We start from the raw sequence: 15,556 nt of genomic DNA, 5'->3' as shown, positions 1-15,556 counted from the left end.
CTCCTTTAATTTTTTTCATATTGGTTAGTTTGCTGCTCAAGAGAGTGTTTTTTATATTGTTCAAATAAAGTAATACAATCTAATGTCCTATTTTTATTTGACAAAGCAATAGACAATCTGAGACTTCTAAGCAACTCATCTAATCCAATACGAAACTGTTGTTTGTCAATATGATATACCGCAAGTTGATAGTACAGGATCATATATCGACCTATAGAAACTTTAGGATAGGATGCATTATGAGCCACTTTACTTGGGTATAGAATATCTTTGAATTTTTCAATAATATAGTCAATATCAAGAGTATATTTATTAGCTGCTCTTGATATAACAAGCATACTAGGCAAAATTTCTTTTGGGTGGTCTTCTAAAAAAGAAATGTAGCTATCGATATTATTTATATTCCCCATTAATAAACCAAGATTATGCATGTTGGCAATAGAGTATAATTTCAGCTTCTCAACTTCTTCTTTGCCTTTCTCATTTAGTCCCTCAAACCAGCTTAAATCTGCATAGTTTTGAATACATTTTTTCGCTTCTTCATACTTGTCTAAATATTCTAAAGCGATACCTTTGATCAAGTTTCCTTGACCATAATAGACTACAAGTTCTCTTTCAGTTTCTAGAAGAGAATGATTTTTATTGATCTTCAATTTCTCGCATTCAGCTTGGTAAACTGTTTCAGCTAATGAACGAAGTTCATCAGCACAACTACTCATTAATTCCCAATCTTGGAAATTATAATAAACGCTAGCTAATTGCAATAATGCATCTAGCATTATATTTTCGGGAAGGCGATTACGATAAGGCTCGAATCTTATAACTGCACGTAAGCTCTTCTCTGTATTATCGCCTATTGATGCACGAAAAACTCTGTAGTGAGCGATTGCTAATCTTTCTGAATGTTGATGTTTCTCATTCTCGATAACACATTCATAAAAAGGGATAGCTTCTTGTACTTTTCCTTCATGATACAATTCTTCCGCTAATCCAAACACAGAAATTGTATTTGATAAATCTTCCATCAAACGATCTAATACAGCCTGAATACAGTCAAACCGACTGATTTCAGTACATCTCAACAAAAATGCTTTGATTCGACGCCAGTCCGCTTTTTCATTAATAAAGCATTCATCTACATAGTACTCGTACATCCAGCCTTCTTCATGACCTAAAGCTGTAGCCATCAAATCCAACTGGCGGATCGAAATCGATTTTGGCGGATTACCATTCAAAATACCACTAATGATCCCGCGGTTGATCCCAGCAAGCTTACCGAAGCTGCTTAATGAATGCCCTTTTTGCCGAATTCCTTGTTCAATTTCAAGTCTAATGGTCGTGGTGTTGGTAATCATAAACCGAACACACCCCTTTATGTCGAAAGTTTCCCGTTTGTTGCGCCCCAGTAAACCCATGATTTCAAATTTATTACATTATATATTGCAGTTTGAACTGTGGTCAATTACTTTTAATGAAAAAATAGCAAATTAGGTATCAAAAATAGGTAACATGCGGCAATTCAATAACCACCAGCCTTTTTTCAAACGAAATCTTTATTTGATTTCATGTATAAAAAATAAGAATCAGCTATATTGCTATATAAGCAATACACTAATTCTTATTGGTGAATAGAGGGGATTATGGTAACTGAATTAATTTTGTGAGTAATGGAGTCATATCGATTGTTCTTTTCATATTATATCGACTAGCTGAGCGTTCAAACGTTTTTAGTGTTTTTTTTAATTGTTTATAGTTCTTTTTTTGTTTGGATTGGTACAATGCTAATTGATAAACCATATTTACAAAATAGCCATCTATAGCAGAAGAAGCATAATGTTTATTGCTACTATCCATTAAAAAAGAATCAATTTGATGGGCGAATAGTTTGACGATCCAATCTACATTCATACTGTGTTTATTAGTAGCTGTAAGAATAAGTAATAATCCAGGCACAATTTCTTCAGGATTTTTCTTTAGAAAATCTACATAGTTATCAAGAATTTCAAACTTACCCCATATGAAGATGCATGCCATATATATTGCCTTGAGCATAAATATAAAGCTTATCAATTTCATAATCGCTCTCTTCACTTATACCTTTTAGATGCTTCAGATCATAATACTTATAGGCATATTCCAAAGCTTTCTCATAATCCCCTGTATGTTCGTAAAAAGTCCCCTTGATTAAGTAGGCTTGTCCGTAATAACGCACAAATGGTCGTGGAATATGAAGGTGAAAATAAGGGTCTGTTTGCGGTACTTTAGAAAAATTGTTCAATATACGGTTCGTTAAAATGATTAATTCATCAGCACATTGATCAAGCAAAGTCCAATTTTTCACCCAATAATAGGTTCCAGCTGCATGTGTGAGTGCTTGTAATCTAAGATGATCGGGTAGATGTTTTTGATACTGTTGCATAAGTACTGCTGCTTGATAATCTTTTTCAATATTTTGATCACGATTAATCATGTATATTCTATAATAACTAACTGCCAACCGCTCTGAATGTGAGTGGCGCTCGTTATTAACAATACTTTGGTAGCATATGATTGCAGCATCGAATTGTTCCTTACATACAAGCTCCTCAGCCAACTCAAATACTTTTTCAATATATTCATATTTCTCCAAAGTTAGATCCAAGATATGTCTTATCCATTCGAAATGATTAAGCTCAATACAATTAATCAATAATGCACGAATTCTTCGCCAATTTAAATTTTCAGGCTTACAAAATAATTCTTGGATGAAAATTTCATACAACCAACCTCGCGATTTTTGAAGTGCTTTTCCCATTCGATCCAATTGATTGATAGAGATCGGTTTCGGAGTATCACTGTTAAGAGTAGAACTCAATATCCCACGATTAACGCCTGAAAGTTTACTAAAGACACTTAAAGAGTAATTTCTCTTCTGTAGTTCTTTGATTATTTCGTGACGCAAAGTTTTGATATGATCCATTTACAGTCCCTACCTTGCATACGACGTTCAATTTGTATTCTCAGTTAAAGTGCTAAAGAGATTATATGTGCTTCAGATCTCTTAATTTTTTTAAAAGATTCAAACAATCCAAAATGCGTCCCCGATTGTACTTCTCAACAACAGACTCCAGTGATGCCAATATTTTTTCCAATCTGCGATCGTAAAAATTGCGATTACATTGATACAATGTCAAATGGTAATAAATACTGATATAGCGGCTAATGCCTACAGCAATATCGGAATAGTGCTGGTTAGATATTCTACCCAGTGTCAGTTGTTCAATGATATCGTCTGGATAAAGTAAATCGTGATATTCCTCCAAAATATCATCAATGTTGAATCCATATTCGGCAGCAGCCTGCACAATAATCATAAGGCTCGGCAGAATTTCGCCTGGATAGGTTTTCATTAATGCCAAATATTCAGACAGGCATGAATCGTTTCCTTCCAGCAACATCAGATTTAATTTATTAAAATAGGCTACGAGTTCTAGACGTTCCACGTATTTGTTATGTTCGGGATGAGTATCTTCAAACCAGCTCAAATCTGTAAAGCCTTTCAATGCTTCGTGAGCAAGATCATACCGAGTAGTCAATTCATAACTGGCAAACTTTAAAATAAAGCTCTGCGCATAATAAAACACCAGTGGACGTTCCGCAGACGGATACGGTTGTTTGCGGACGGAATGAGGGTGTTTGCTATGGCATTGATATAGATAATCTGCCAGTACAAACAACTCGTCTGCTGTGAGCAGCAAAGCATCCCAGTCCTGAACAGTGAAATAAATATTCCCCAGCTTCAACAGCGCATCCAACTTCAAATGCGCTGGCAGGCGATTGCGAAACGATTCAAAGATCAGCGCAGCCTTCAAATTATCCTCGATATTATGTCCCAGCGCAGCGCGAAACAGGCGGTACTGACTAACAGCCAAGCGCTCCGACTGATAGTTGCGCTCGTTCTCAATGACACACTGATACAGCGGCACAGCATCCGCGCCACGCCCCTCTGCTACGAGTTCTTCCGCCATATCAAACACATGGCTAACATGTGCGGGATTCTCCATGAGCAAATCCAATGTACGGCGAATCAGATCTGCTTGATGCAGATCGACACAACGCAGCAGCAGGGGGCGAACGCGTCGCCAATTGGTTTTGCCGGACTCGTTGAAGCATTCTTCGACGAACAGCTCGTACAGCCAGCCTTCGGGCTTGCCAAGCGCTCTCACCATGCCATCCAGTTGATTGATGGACATCGGTTTGGGTGGGTTGCCGTTCAGCGTAGCGCTCAGGATTCCGCGGTTGATCCCGGACGCTTTGCTGAAGCTGCTCAGGGAATAGCCCTGACGCTGGATTTCGGATTCCAGTTCGGTTCTTAGTGTAATTAATCTATCCATGCGGATCATTCCCTTCCTGTAAGGCATAGAACGGATCTGATACAGCACCGGTGCAATCCATTGTACGACTTATTTATCTATTACGTAGTCAGTTAGTGATTACGTTTCATTTTCGCTGTAAAAATTTTCATGATCCATACGTAATAATTAGGCTAATCCGTTCTAATCTTTATCTCGATACCGAATTAGAGCACAGACGTATAAGCCTAAACCCAGGCTACCCGAATGTGCTCATCTTTGCCAAAAAATGATAATTTTTATTATTATACATGTTACTCAAAAACGATAATTTTTATTTTTGGTAACTTGTTATATGAAATGTATCTCATTCCAGTTTACGATCATTAATTCAAAAAAAAGGGTATGATTACAAAAAAAATAACTCCGTTTTTTGTAAACTCCTGTAATAATAGGATGTGTAGGAGATACAAGTTAGTTACTTTTACTGGTGACTGACTTGCGTTGTTGCCTGCGTAGTGATCGTAACGTTTCACCTAAGCTTGAATGTGAACCTGTACCGGTGAACAGACGGGGGAAGACGGCGGATTAATACACATAGAGAAAGATATTAATGCTAGCGTTAGTCTCGTTTGTCGGAATCAGGTAGAAGAGTGAGCATCACTTTGTAGCAAGACAGTAGCCACACCCATAGGTACGTATATCATAAGTAGTATGTTGTTTATATCATAGAACACCACATAGTTTGATCATTAGCAAGACAGCTAGACCATAGTAATATCATAAGCAGTATCCCGGTAAGGCCCAGATCCGATTGATCGGGCTTTTTCTTTTTGTCTACATATCCTTAATTTAAACAATTGTTTATAAAACTTTAAAAACTCGTTTTTTGAAAACATCTGTCATAATGGGAACAAGAGTCATTCTGCGGAAACAGCTCTGCCCGGTTACGCGCCCCAGCCTGACTGTGCACCATTTTCGTTTACGCATATGGTTTGAGCATCATTGTCGTCCTGTCGTTTGCAGCAGCGCACAGCCTTGCTGCCGGTATTATGCCGGTGCTGCTGCATAGGTCTGTTTGAGTGTTTGTTCATCTGAATCGTATCTATCATTGCATAACCGAACGGTTTCCGAATGCTGCTGAATCGGAGGCGCGCTGCTGCATGGACTGCACCTGAGCAATAGACAGGTGTTATTTGCGTTGATGTGCAGCTAATAACCGGGTAAATGATGCTTTGTTATGCAGTAATTGATATATTTCGACAAAGATTTAATAGTAGATTTAGTTAATTATGCACTGGTGACAAGGGCGGAAATACATAATAATGAGAGTCTCCGGTATCCGTACCACTAGCCATGATGATGGGAATAGATGGCTACAATGGCGATTGTTCAAATATAGTCCGATTATACCTGTTTATATGGGATCAGAATCGGGTAAAAACAATGCCGGGAGCATATTACATCTTATGGAGGGTCCACCATGAATAGGCTTTTTACAGCCTTCACTTTGTTTGTGCAAAAACGTTTGATCGGTAATATCATTCTTGCCGCTATTGTTTATCTGTTCTGGATGTATGGATTGCAAAATAGTGCGCAGGAGTCAGCAGGTACGGCGATGGTCGCTTTTGTACTGTTGCTGATGGGAGATATGGTTTCGCTTTACGTTTCCAAACATTCATCAACCAAGCGTAACAAGCATGCCGGGTAACAACGTTCGTAACAGACTGTAATTCGTCGATTGATATAGATGTATACGCACTAACGATAATCGCCAAGCAGGCGCCTGAACCAATCATTCGGGCGCTTTTTGTATACCTTTTGAACCGAAGTTTACACAGCGTTGATCCTTGCGGATATCTAAAAGGACGAGGTTTGTTTTTTGCTAACGTATGGGACAATAAGCATAGATGTGATTGTCATTATTCATACATATTACCTGTAACTACCATCGTGAGCAGTGGGCGAAAAGCTAAATTTTCATTCTGCCCTTCATCTCTGCTAAAATGGAAATGAACAGGCTTTCTTACCAGAGCCTTTCTCCGGCATCACGATGTCTTTGCTTTCCTTTTTGCAAAAAAATGAAACGGAATTGCAGCCTGCGCAGTATTATCTAGCAATACCTAAGAGGAGGCTCGTATCATTTATGACGATTAATCTCGTAAAAGGACAGAAGATTGACCTGACGAAGGGCAGAAGCGACCTCACCCGTCTGCTGGTCGGTCTGGGCTGGGACCCTGCCGAATCGCAATCGCGTGGTCTGTTCGGCTTCAAAAAAGCCAGAGCTGATGTCGATTGTGACGCATCTGCTCTGCTGCTCAGCGACAACGACAAGCTGCTCAAGAAAGGCAATCTGGTATGTTTCTACAACCTGACTAGTGAATGCGGTTCGGTGCGCCATAGCGGCGATAACTTGACCGGCGAAGGCGCAGGCGACGATGAGCAGATTTTCATTGATCTGTCCAAAGTACCAGCGGATGTTCATAAGATTCTAGTTGTGGTAAATATCTATCAGGCGGAGCAGCGTCGTCAGGATTTTGGTATGATCGCTTCCGCGTATATCCGCGTTGCGAATGAGCAAACGGGCGAAGAACTGGCACGTTACAACCTGACTGACAATTATGCAGGCATGACGGCTCTTGTCACCGGCGAATTGTATCGCAATGGTTCCGATTGGAAATTCAATGCGATTGGTCAAGGGAAACAAGCGGCGCATGTAGACATTCTCGCTCGCCAATACGTGTAACAAAACAGGCACCCATTTCTGCTTCATTCATGCAGGAAGATGCCACAGTTTGCAGAACCTATACTTAATCGAAGAAAGAGGGAACTGACTATGCCAATTAACCTGAGTAAAGGCCAAAAAATCGATCTGACTAAAACCAACCCCGGACTTGCGAAAATCACAGTCGGCTTGGGCTGGGATACGAACAAATATGACGGCGGTGGCGATTTTGACCTCGACGTATCCGTATTTTGCGCTAATGGTGCAGGTAAAGTAGCCAGTGAGAAAGACTTTATCTTCTTTAATAACCCACAAAACGAAAACGGCTCCGTCGTACACAGCGGTGACAACCGTACAGGTGCCGGCGATGGCGATGATGAGCAGATCAAAATCGATCTGCCAAGCGTACCGCAAACGGTAGAAAAAGTTGCGTTTACGATCACGATCTATGAAGCAGATGCGCGCAACCAGAACTTTGGTCAAGTGTCGAACGCATATGTACGTATCGTTAATGATGCGACAAACGAAGAACTGATTCGTTTTGATCTGGGCGAAGATTTCTCCATCGAAACAGGTGTCGTGGTTGGCGAATTGTACCGTCACTCCGGCGAATGGAAATTTAGCGCAGTCGGTAACGGCTACCGCGATGGTCTGTCAGGTCTCGTACGCGACTACGGTCTGCAAGGCTAAGACGACTACCTACATTGTAAATAATATGATCTGCCGCATACATTTGCGGCAGGTCTGTATAGAAGCTTTACGCATGAAACCAATGACATACAGGGCACGCTCCTGTATGTCATTTTAACATCAGGGGCATGCTGTATGATCTGCTTGAGGTATCGGTATCATACAGGTTCTAAATTGTCAGCATGGACATCGGGAGGGTGAGCAATGAGCACCAATATCGTCAGAGGGCAAAAAACAGATATTACGAAAAGCAACCCCGGCATGGATCAGTTCCGTGTACTGCTGGGATGGCAGGCACCGGCTGGATTGGAATTGGATACGTCGGCGTTTTTGCTGCGTGATAACGGCAAGGTGGACGGCGATGATGATCTGATCTTTTATGGGAATACGGGCAATTCCTTTATTCGTTATGTTGATCAGGAAAACGGCAGTGACAAGCGGCAGTTTACGATTCAATTGCAGCGTATTCCGCAGCATATACATAAGATTGCGCTGACGCTGACGATCTATAATGCAGATGCGCCGGGGAATAATTTTAGCCGTGTGCAGCAAATGTACATACGAGGGGTAAATGAAGCGGGGCAAACGGAATTGTTCCGCTACAATCTGGAAGCGGGCTTTTCCAATGAAACGGCGATCGTGATCGGTGAGCTGTATCGGTATCAGTCAGATTGGAAATTCGCTGCGGTCGGAGCAGGGTACTTTGGCGGGTTGAAGGAATTGTGTGGCAGTTATGGGATCGAGGTGGAGGAACCTTCTGGCTCACAGCAGCCAACACCGACTCCTGCGCCACCGATTCCATCGCCACCGCCGGTTCCGCCCGCACCACCTGTGCGGCAACCGCCGATTCCGTCACCGTCATCTCCGCCTGTACAGCAGCCACCGGCAACGCCAGCGTCGGTTCCACCTGTGCAGCAATCACCGACACCGTCTGCGCCGCTTAATCTGTCCAAGATTGAGTTGAAGAAAAAGGGCGATGTGATCAATTTGCAGAAAAAGCCGGGCGTTGCGCTGGGCGAGCTGTTGATCAACCTGAACTGGAATCGTCAGCAGCAGAAGAAAAGCGGCGGATTGTTCGGATTTGGCGGTAGCAGCGGTGGTAGCAGTCGCGGCACCGATCTTGATCTGGGCTGTCTATATGAATTGCAGGATGGTAGCAAAGGTGTCGTACAGGCGCTGGGCAATAGCTTTGGTCGCATTGATGTGCCGCCTTATGTGTCGCTGGATGCGGATGATCGCACTGGCGAACGCAGCAATGGCGAGAATATGCGCATTAACGGTAACCGTATCTCCGATATCAAGCGAGTGCTGGTGTTCTCTTTTATTTATGAAGGGATTAGCCGCTGGACGGAAGCGGATGGGGTTGTCACGATTAATCAGCAGGGCGGACCTGATATTATCGTTCGTCTGGATGAGCCGGACAATCGCCGTACGATGTGTGCGGTCGCGATGATCCGCAATGTAGGAGAGACATTCAGTATTGAGAAGGTTGTACAGTATTTTAGCGGTCATCAGGAAATGGACCTTGCCTTCAACTGGAATATGCGCTGGAAAGCAGGACGAAAATAATCATTGCTCGCAATATGCACAATACGGACATGTTGCGGCGAATGGATCTGCCGATGGAACTCGGCAGCTTGGTTCGTAAGCATAGCAATGACGATCTGGTCTGCAACGAAAGCTATACGGTATGGAACAAGCAAGCTGTAATCTGACCGGCATACGATATGCCGGATGATGAGAGTCCCTCCTGTGCTGCAATAGGAGGGACTTTGTTTTACTTCTAGCGTTTGCGATTTCCAAACGCGGGGTACAAGTCAAAAGTGATTTTTGCTACAGCAAAATATCTTACAATTCAGCGTTTACGTTTTTTAAACGCGAGGTGCAAATCAAAAGTGATTTTTGCTTTAGCAAAATATCTTACAATTCAGCGTTTACATTTCACGTACTGCTGATCTTCATATGAGCTGGTTTATACCGGGAGGGGTATTATGCGTTATTTTAATTATTTGTCACCGGCTGAAGAGCAGGAATTGTTTTATTCGTTGCCTGTACATTATGGTAATGATTCGGATCAGGAGCTCTTATCGTATGCGGTCGGAGCGGCGCTGTATTGCCCGGCGACCCGGCAGACGATTGCGGCAGATGTGCTGTCTGGCAAGCATATGGGGTTGACGACTTGGGTGTTCGATCTGGAGGATGCGATTGGCGATCAGCAGGTAGAGACGGCGGAGATGTCACTGCATCTGCAATTGCAGCAGCTACAGGCGGAATTGCAGCACAATCAGGAGATACAGGAACGTCTGCCGCTACTATTTATCCGGGTGCGCAGTGTGGAACAGCTGCGGCGCGTATTGCAGCGGATGGATCAGTGTATGGAGCTAATTACGGGGATTATGCTGCCGAAGTTTGGGGCAGAGCAGGGACAGCTTTATTTTGAAATGATTGCGGAATACAATGAGCTGGCAGGGGAGTATGCACCTGTGCTGTACGGGCTGCCTATTCTGGAAACAGCCGAAGTGATCTACCGCGAAAGTCGGTTAGGAGCATTGCTTGGTATTAAGCGTGTGCTGGATCAGTACAAGCGATATGTGCTGAATGTGCGCATCGGTGCGACGGATTTCTCCAGTCTGTTCGGACTGCGGCGCAATTCGGATGTGACCATTTATGAGATTGCGCCGATTCGGGATTGTATTGCGGATATTATTAATATTTTTGGGCGGATGGATTCGCCGTATGTGATCTCGGGACCGGTATGGGAGTATTTTGCCAGCGGGGAGCGCGTATTGAAGCCGCAAATTCGGCAGTCGCCATTTGAAGAGGCGCTCGGGGATGACGGGCGCAGATTGCGCAACGACTATATTAATCGCCATGTGGACGGTTTGATCCGCGAGGTAATGATGGATAAGGAAAATGGCATGATTGGCAAAACGATCATTCATCCTTCCCATATTCGTTTGGTACAATCGATGTATACGGTCACGCGCGAGGAATACGACGATGCACTCGGCATTATCGAGCGCAACAACGGCGAGCTGGGCGTATTCAAAAGCGGATATGCTAACAAAATGAATGAAATCAAGCCCCATCTGAACTGGGCGCAAAAAGTAATGGCTAGATCAAAAATATACGGGGTGCTGCATGAACAACAACATTTCATCTCTTTACTCTCAGAACAAGAACGCCGTGTATACGTATAATGTGCTGGAACAGCTAACTGTGACGGTGGAAGTAGAGCAGAATCCATTTCAATTGCCGCTGGAATCGCTGTTTGGCATGGCGGCACGGATTAATCCGAAGCGTTCGTTTTTATTTGTTAGCAAGGTGCTGGGTAAGCATCTGGCAGTTGATCCGTATGTGTCGCTGTTGAGCGGCGCGGCGTTGTCGCTGCTGCTGTATCGGGAGTTACATGCAGCATGGGCAAAAGAATATGCAAAACAATCCGCAAGTGATGAACAGACGCCCAATATCAGTGAAACCCGTTCTTCTCAGACGGATGTTGAACCTGAATACTCTAAGGATGGCGAGACAGTCAATCCTACTACTGACGTGGTAGAGTCTCTGCTGCCATCCGTATTGCGGGCGCTAACAACCGGAGAAGGTGCAAAAGAAGCGTATGAGCAGTTGATGGCTGTACAGCTGGAAGCGAAGCAACCGCTATCGTTTATCGGATTTGCGGAGACGGCGACAGCGCTTGGACATAGCATGTATGCGCCATTTCGCAATGAGGCGACGTATGTGCACACGACTCGGCATCATATTCCCGATCTGACACCGATGATCCAGTTTGAAGAAGAGCATTCCCATGCGGTGGCGCATCGCTGTTATGCACAGCAAGAGGGTATGATCGACGGTACGCAGTCGATTGTACTGGTAGATGACGAGATCACGACTGGTAAAACAACGCTCAATATTATCCGCGCCATTCATGAGCAGTATCCACGGCAAACGTATTATGTCGCTTCATTGCTGGATTGGCGCAGTGCAGAGCATGTGCAGCGTTATGCTGAACTGGAGCAGGAGCTGCATATTGACATTGTGCCGCTATCGCTAATCAAAGGCAATATTGCGGTGGAAGGACAGGCGGCGCTGACTCATCCGCCCTTTATGCTGGAAGAGATCGACGAGCAGGTACCAGTAGAATGGATCTATCTGGATCATACGTTCCAGCAGCTACATGACCACGCTTCGGTGGATGGATTGGAGCAAGTACATGCGTCGCCATTTGTGAAGCATACGGGGCGCTTTGGCTTGGCGTCAGCGGACAATGAGCGGTTGGATGATAGTATTGCGGCGGCAGGTCGTCGTTTGCGGGAGATGCGTAGCGGGGAACGAACGCTCTGTCTCGGTACGGAGGAGTTTATGTATGTACCGATGCGAATCGGTGCGGAGATGGGGGAAGGTGTACGTTATCATTCCACGACCCGCAGCCCGGTATATCGGACCGAAGCGCCGGATTATGCGATTCATTCGGGATATGTGTTTCATTCGGCGGAAGATCGCAGTGTGAGCAATTATGTGTACAATATTCCGCGGCATGGATATGACGATGTATTTGTCTTTTTGGAACGGGATGTGCGTTCAGGGCATCTGGATGAATTGATGGATGTACTGCGCACGCGTGGATTCCGGCAGATTCATGTTGTCGTTTGCGGTCCGCAGGTGGAACAAGTGGGCGGAAAGGGGGATGTCCATGAGTGAGCGTAATCTGGCTGCGGGTGAAGCGGGGAATGGTTCTTGGGCAGATTGGGCAGAGCCGAAGTTAGCTGCTCCGGCGCGACTAGGCAGCTATGCTCCGGCGGATGTCGTCTTTTTGCTGAAGGATCTGAGTGATGTGAATCTGGAACGCGGTACGGAAGAACGCGAAGAAGCGATTCAGACAGGCACGCACTATTCGGAAATGCTACCGCAGGAGTATCAGCCGACAGAGGAATATGTGCAGCTGTATCGCGCGGCGCTGGAGCAATCGGCGGAGGAAGTGGCGCTGGCGGCTGGCGTGGTGAGTGAGCTGATTGTGCGTAAGCGCGGACGCAAGCTGGTGCTAGTATCGCTGGCGCGTGCAGGTACGCCGGTTGGTATTTTGATCAAGCGGTATTTGCAACAGGTGCATCAGCTGGATGTGCCGCATTATAGCATTTCCATTATTCGCGGCAAAGGCATCGACACCAATGCGCTCAAATATATACTGCAACAGCATGGGACGGAGACGGAGATTCAGTTTGTCGATGGCTGGACGGGCAAAGGGGCGATTCGCCGCGTGCTGGTGGAGTCATGTCGTCAGTTTGCCGAGACATACGGAGTGCAGCTGAATGATGATCTGGCGGTGCTTGCTGACCCCGGACGCTGTTCGGATACGTACGGAACAAGGGCAGATTTCCTCATTCCGAGTGCTTGTCTGAATTCGACCGTTTCAGGATTGATGAGTCGCACGGTGCTGCGTGATGATCTGATTGGAGAAGATGATTTTCATGGATCGAAGTACTATAAGCACTGGCTGGAGCAGGATTTGTCCAATGTGTTTGTAGATACGATTAGCGCTTATTTTGAACATGTAGTCTTGCAAGCACAGGCACAGGCGGAGCAGTTGTTGAAGCAGCCGGAGCCAGCGGATTGGCAGGGCATGGAGGATATTCAAGGCATTCAGGAGCAGTACGGCTTGCGCGATATCAATCTGATCAAGCCGGGTGTTGGTGAGACGACACGGGTACTGCTGCGCCGAGTGCCTTGGAAAATTCTGATCAACCGTGAGGACAATCCACATCTGCGTCATATTTTGCTATTGGCGCGTGAGCGCGGGGCAATGGTAGAAGTGAAGTCTGAGATGACGTACGCATGTTGCGGCATTATCAAACCGAGAGAAGGTGACTGCTAATGCTGTTATATGCAAGCGATCTGGATCAGACGCTTATTTACTCTGAACGTTCACGCGGAATGGAGATTGATCCTCATATTATGATGGTTGCCGAAATGGTGGACGAGCGCATCGTGTCGCATATTTCTATTCAGGCGCTTCATAAGTTGAAGGACATCGCGGCGCAGATTCCATTTGTTCCAGTGACGACGCGCGTATTGGAGCTGTATCATCGGATTCATATTTTCCGCGATGTAGTGGTGCCCGCGTATGCCATTACGAGCAATGGCGGTCATATTCTGATCAACGGCAAGATTGATCAGGAATGGCATCAGTACATCATGGACGATGTGCGGCAGCAAGCGGCACCTGCGGCGGAAGTTATATCATTATTTCACAGCGTGGCACAGCCAGAATGGGTGATCAAGGAGAGCTATTGGGAGGATACGTTCTTCTCGGTGCTGGTCAATCGGGAACAGATGCCGTATGAGCAGGTGATGGCACTGCGTCCGCAGCTGGCACAACTGGGCTGGGAGCTTTCGATTCAAGGGCGCAAGGTGTATCTGGTGCCGTTTGCAGTTAGCAAAAATCGGGCGATGCAGCGAGTACGGGAAATGACAGGTGCGACGCATGTGATCGCTTCTGGCGATTCGCTATTGGATCGTGGGTTGCTGGATGCTGCGGATTCCGGGATCGCACCAGCGCATGGCGAGCTGTATCGTGCCCTTCAGAATGGGACGCTGGGCGAGGTATCATTCGGTTTTACCAAGCGGTCGGGCATTCTGGCGGCGGACGAGATTGTGCAATTTGTAGCGGATATTATGGACAGGGAAGGGATTGCCAAGCATGAGTACAGATAACAAAAAGATCCGAATCTGGTTTAACCGCAGCTTTGCGGTGGGATATCATTATATTCAGGCGGTTCGCAACAATGAGGATGGAATGCAGTTTGAGATTTACGGCTCGCATCGCGATCCAGAGCATGTGTCGTTACTGTCCTGCGATTATACAGAAGTGGAACCAGTGTTGACCGGACGAGAGTATGCGGACTTTTGCCTCGACTTTTGCCGTCGTCATCAGATTGAAGTGTTCGTACCGCGCTGGGGGATGCGTTATGTTGTGGCGGCTGCGGAGGAATTTGCACAGCTTGGCGTGAAGCTGGTGTGCTGTACCGATGCGAAGCTGCTGGACGAGATTGAGGATAAAGGTAACTTCTTCCGCTCGGCGGAGCAGCAGCAATTGATGATCGTGCCGGAATATGAAGTGGTACATACGGCAGATCAATTCAAAGCAGCATATGAACGCATCGCTGCACTGGGATTGCAAGTCTGCTTCAAACCGACGCGGATGGAGGGCGGTGTCGGCTTCCGTATCATCAACAACGATTTTGATCCATTGGAAGAATTGTTCAGTACGGTCAGTGCGAACGTATCGTTTGATCAGGTGTATCGCACGTTGTCAGCGGCGGAGACATTTCCTGAGCTGATGGTGATGGAATTGCTACAAGGACCGGAATACAGCATCGATTGTCTTGCTTCACCAGAAGGAGAACTGCTGGCAGCGATTCCGCGCCGCAAAGGTGGCGGACGTTCACGATTGTTGGAACAGAATCAGGAGCTGCTGGATATCGCCGCCAAAGTAGCAAGCTATTACCGGATTCCTTATAATTATAATCTACAGTTGATTTATCAGGGTGATACGCCCAAAGCGCTTGAAATCAATCCGCGCATGTCCGGCGGTTTGCATATGTCCTGTTTGACTGGTATCAATTTCCCTTATCTGGCGGTGAAGCTAGCACTTGGATACGAGGTGAAGGTGCCGCAACCGGAGTTCGGATTGCTGACTACGTATGTGGAGCAACCGCTGATCATGAGTAAAATAGTCAAATAAGCCGCTTCGTGTGTTGGGGAACCATTGTATACACAAGTAGCTGGATAGGGAAGCTGATGCAGAAGTGGC

The 15,556-nt window shown here is 45.5% G+C and carries 13 protein-coding genes; 9 read left to right on the top strand and 4 right to left on the bottom strand.

Annotated features, from left to right (window positions below; genetic code table 11):
- Positions 1-5: 5 nt before the first annotated feature.
- From ACE3MZ_RS21410 to ACE3MZ_RS21395, 4 genes are all read right to left on the bottom strand, one after another.
- On the bottom strand, positions 6-1,355 hold the full coding sequence (locus ACE3MZ_RS21410; RefSeq protein WP_411344105.1) for a DNA-binding protein: 1,350 nt from the start codon (positions 1,353-1,355) through the stop codon (positions 6-8).
- 283 nt (positions 1,356-1,638) lie between these two features.
- Positions 1,639-2,076 (bottom strand): hypothetical protein, encoded by a 438-nt coding sequence (locus tag ACE3MZ_RS21405; protein ID WP_411344104.1) that lies wholly within the window; start codon positions 2,074-2,076, stop codon positions 1,639-1,641.
- Complete coding sequence (locus tag ACE3MZ_RS21400; protein WP_411344103.1) at positions 2,009-2,959, bottom strand: hypothetical protein; 951 nt, start codon at positions 2,957-2,959, stop codon at positions 2,009-2,011. The genes ACE3MZ_RS21405 and ACE3MZ_RS21400 overlap by 68 nt, the downstream gene beginning before the upstream one ends.
- A gap of 61 nt (positions 2,960-3,020) precedes the next feature.
- Positions 3,021-4,373, bottom strand: coding sequence for a DNA-binding protein (locus ACE3MZ_RS21395; protein WP_411344102.1), 1,353 nt, complete (start codon positions 4,371-4,373; stop codon positions 3,021-3,023).
- A gap of 1,441 nt (positions 4,374-5,814) precedes the next feature.
- On the opposite strand from ACE3MZ_RS21395, the gene ACE3MZ_RS21390 reads away from it, so the two are divergent.
- The 9 genes from ACE3MZ_RS21390 to ACE3MZ_RS21350 all read left to right on the top strand — a co-directional run bounded on the left by ACE3MZ_RS21390 (position 5,815) and on the right by ACE3MZ_RS21350 (position 15,487).
- Complete coding sequence (locus tag ACE3MZ_RS21390; RefSeq protein ID WP_411344101.1) at positions 5,815-6,042, top strand: hypothetical protein; 228 nt, start codon at positions 5,815-5,817, stop codon at positions 6,040-6,042.
- Between the two features lie 435 nt (positions 6,043-6,477).
- The gene (locus ACE3MZ_RS21385) at positions 6,478-7,077 is read left to right on the top strand and encodes a TerD family protein (RefSeq protein WP_411344100.1); all 600 of its coding nucleotides are present in this window, start codon (positions 6,478-6,480) and stop codon (positions 7,075-7,077) included.
- A 90-nt stretch (positions 7,078-7,167) separates the two neighbouring features.
- Positions 7,168-7,746 (top strand): TerD family protein, encoded by a 579-nt coding sequence (locus ACE3MZ_RS21380; RefSeq protein WP_411344099.1) that lies wholly within the window; start codon positions 7,168-7,170, stop codon positions 7,744-7,746.
- A gap of 204 nt (positions 7,747-7,950) precedes the next feature.
- The gene (locus tag ACE3MZ_RS21375; protein WP_411344098.1) at positions 7,951-9,315 is read left to right on the top strand and encodes a TerD family protein; all 1,365 of its coding nucleotides are present in this window, start codon (positions 7,951-7,953) and stop codon (positions 9,313-9,315) included.
- A gap of 422 nt (positions 9,316-9,737) precedes the next feature.
- Positions 9,738-10,946, top strand: coding sequence for an HpcH/HpaI aldolase/citrate lyase family protein (locus ACE3MZ_RS21370; RefSeq protein ID WP_411344097.1), 1,209 nt, complete (start codon positions 9,738-9,740; stop codon positions 10,944-10,946).
- A gap of 76 nt (positions 10,947-11,022) precedes the next feature.
- Positions 11,023-12,447, top strand: coding sequence for a phosphoribosyltransferase family protein (locus ACE3MZ_RS21365; RefSeq protein ID WP_411346879.1), 1,425 nt, complete (start codon positions 11,023-11,025; stop codon positions 12,445-12,447).
- Positions 12,434-13,618 (top strand): cysteine protease StiP family protein, encoded by a 1,185-nt coding sequence (locus ACE3MZ_RS21360; RefSeq protein ID WP_411344096.1) that lies wholly within the window; start codon positions 12,434-12,436, stop codon positions 13,616-13,618. Before ACE3MZ_RS21365 ends, ACE3MZ_RS21360 begins: the two co-directional genes overlap by 14 nt.
- Entirely contained in the window at positions 13,618-14,457 is an 840-nt protein-coding gene (locus tag ACE3MZ_RS21355) for an HAD family hydrolase (RefSeq protein ID WP_411344095.1), read from the top strand. The genes ACE3MZ_RS21360 and ACE3MZ_RS21355 overlap by 1 nt, the downstream gene beginning before the upstream one ends.
- Positions 14,444-15,487 (top strand): ATP-grasp domain-containing protein, encoded by a 1,044-nt coding sequence (locus ACE3MZ_RS21350; RefSeq protein ID WP_411344094.1) that lies wholly within the window; start codon positions 14,444-14,446, stop codon positions 15,485-15,487. Before ACE3MZ_RS21355 ends, ACE3MZ_RS21350 begins: the two co-directional genes overlap by 14 nt.
- Positions 15,488-15,556 lie beyond the last annotated feature (69 nt).

The organism is Paenibacillus sp. WLX1005, assembly GCF_046603685.1.
In the GTDB taxonomy this organism is placed as follows: domain Bacteria; phylum Bacillota; class Bacilli; order Paenibacillales; family Paenibacillaceae; genus Saccharibacillus.
This window is presented reverse-complemented; position numbering and strand designations above follow the sequence as displayed.

What these genes read in the sequence shown, in the direction of transcription:
- ACE3MZ_RS21410 (WP_411344105.1), bottom strand. Translation starts at nt 1,355, where the DNA reads ATGATTACCAACACCACGACCATTAGACTTGAAATTGAACAAGGAATT.
- ACE3MZ_RS21405 (WP_411344104.1), bottom strand. Translation starts at nt 2,076, where the DNA reads ATGAAATTGATAAGCTTTATATTTATGCTCAAGGCAATATATATGGCA.
- ACE3MZ_RS21400 (WP_411344103.1), bottom strand. Translation starts at nt 2,959, where the DNA reads ATGGATCATATCAAAACTTTGCGTCACGAAATAATCAAAGAACTACAG.
- ACE3MZ_RS21395 (WP_411344102.1), bottom strand. Translation starts at nt 4,373, where the DNA reads ATGGATAGATTAATTACACTAAGAACCGAACTGGAATCCGAAATCCAG.
- ACE3MZ_RS21390 (WP_411344101.1), top strand. Translation starts at nt 5,815, where the DNA reads ATGAATAGGCTTTTTACAGCCTTCACTTTGTTTGTGCAAAAACGTTTG.
- ACE3MZ_RS21385 (WP_411344100.1), top strand. Translation starts at nt 6,478, where the DNA reads ATGACGATTAATCTCGTAAAAGGACAGAAGATTGACCTGACGAAGGGC.
- ACE3MZ_RS21380 (WP_411344099.1), top strand. Translation starts at nt 7,168, where the DNA reads ATGCCAATTAACCTGAGTAAAGGCCAAAAAATCGATCTGACTAAAACC.
- ACE3MZ_RS21375 (WP_411344098.1), top strand. Translation starts at nt 7,951, where the DNA reads ATGAGCACCAATATCGTCAGAGGGCAAAAAACAGATATTACGAAAAGC.
- ACE3MZ_RS21370 (WP_411344097.1), top strand. Translation starts at nt 9,738, where the DNA reads ATGCGTTATTTTAATTATTTGTCACCGGCTGAAGAGCAGGAATTGTTT.
- ACE3MZ_RS21365 (WP_411346879.1), top strand. Translation starts at nt 11,023, where the DNA reads ATGGCGGCACGGATTAATCCGAAGCGTTCGTTTTTATTTGTTAGCAAG.
- ACE3MZ_RS21360 (WP_411344096.1), top strand. Translation starts at nt 12,434, where the DNA reads ATGTCCATGAGTGAGCGTAATCTGGCTGCGGGTGAAGCGGGGAATGGT.
- ACE3MZ_RS21355 (WP_411344095.1), top strand. Translation starts at nt 13,618, where the DNA reads ATGCTGTTATATGCAAGCGATCTGGATCAGACGCTTATTTACTCTGAA.
- ACE3MZ_RS21350 (WP_411344094.1), top strand. Translation starts at nt 14,444, where the DNA reads ATGAGTACAGATAACAAAAAGATCCGAATCTGGTTTAACCGCAGCTTT.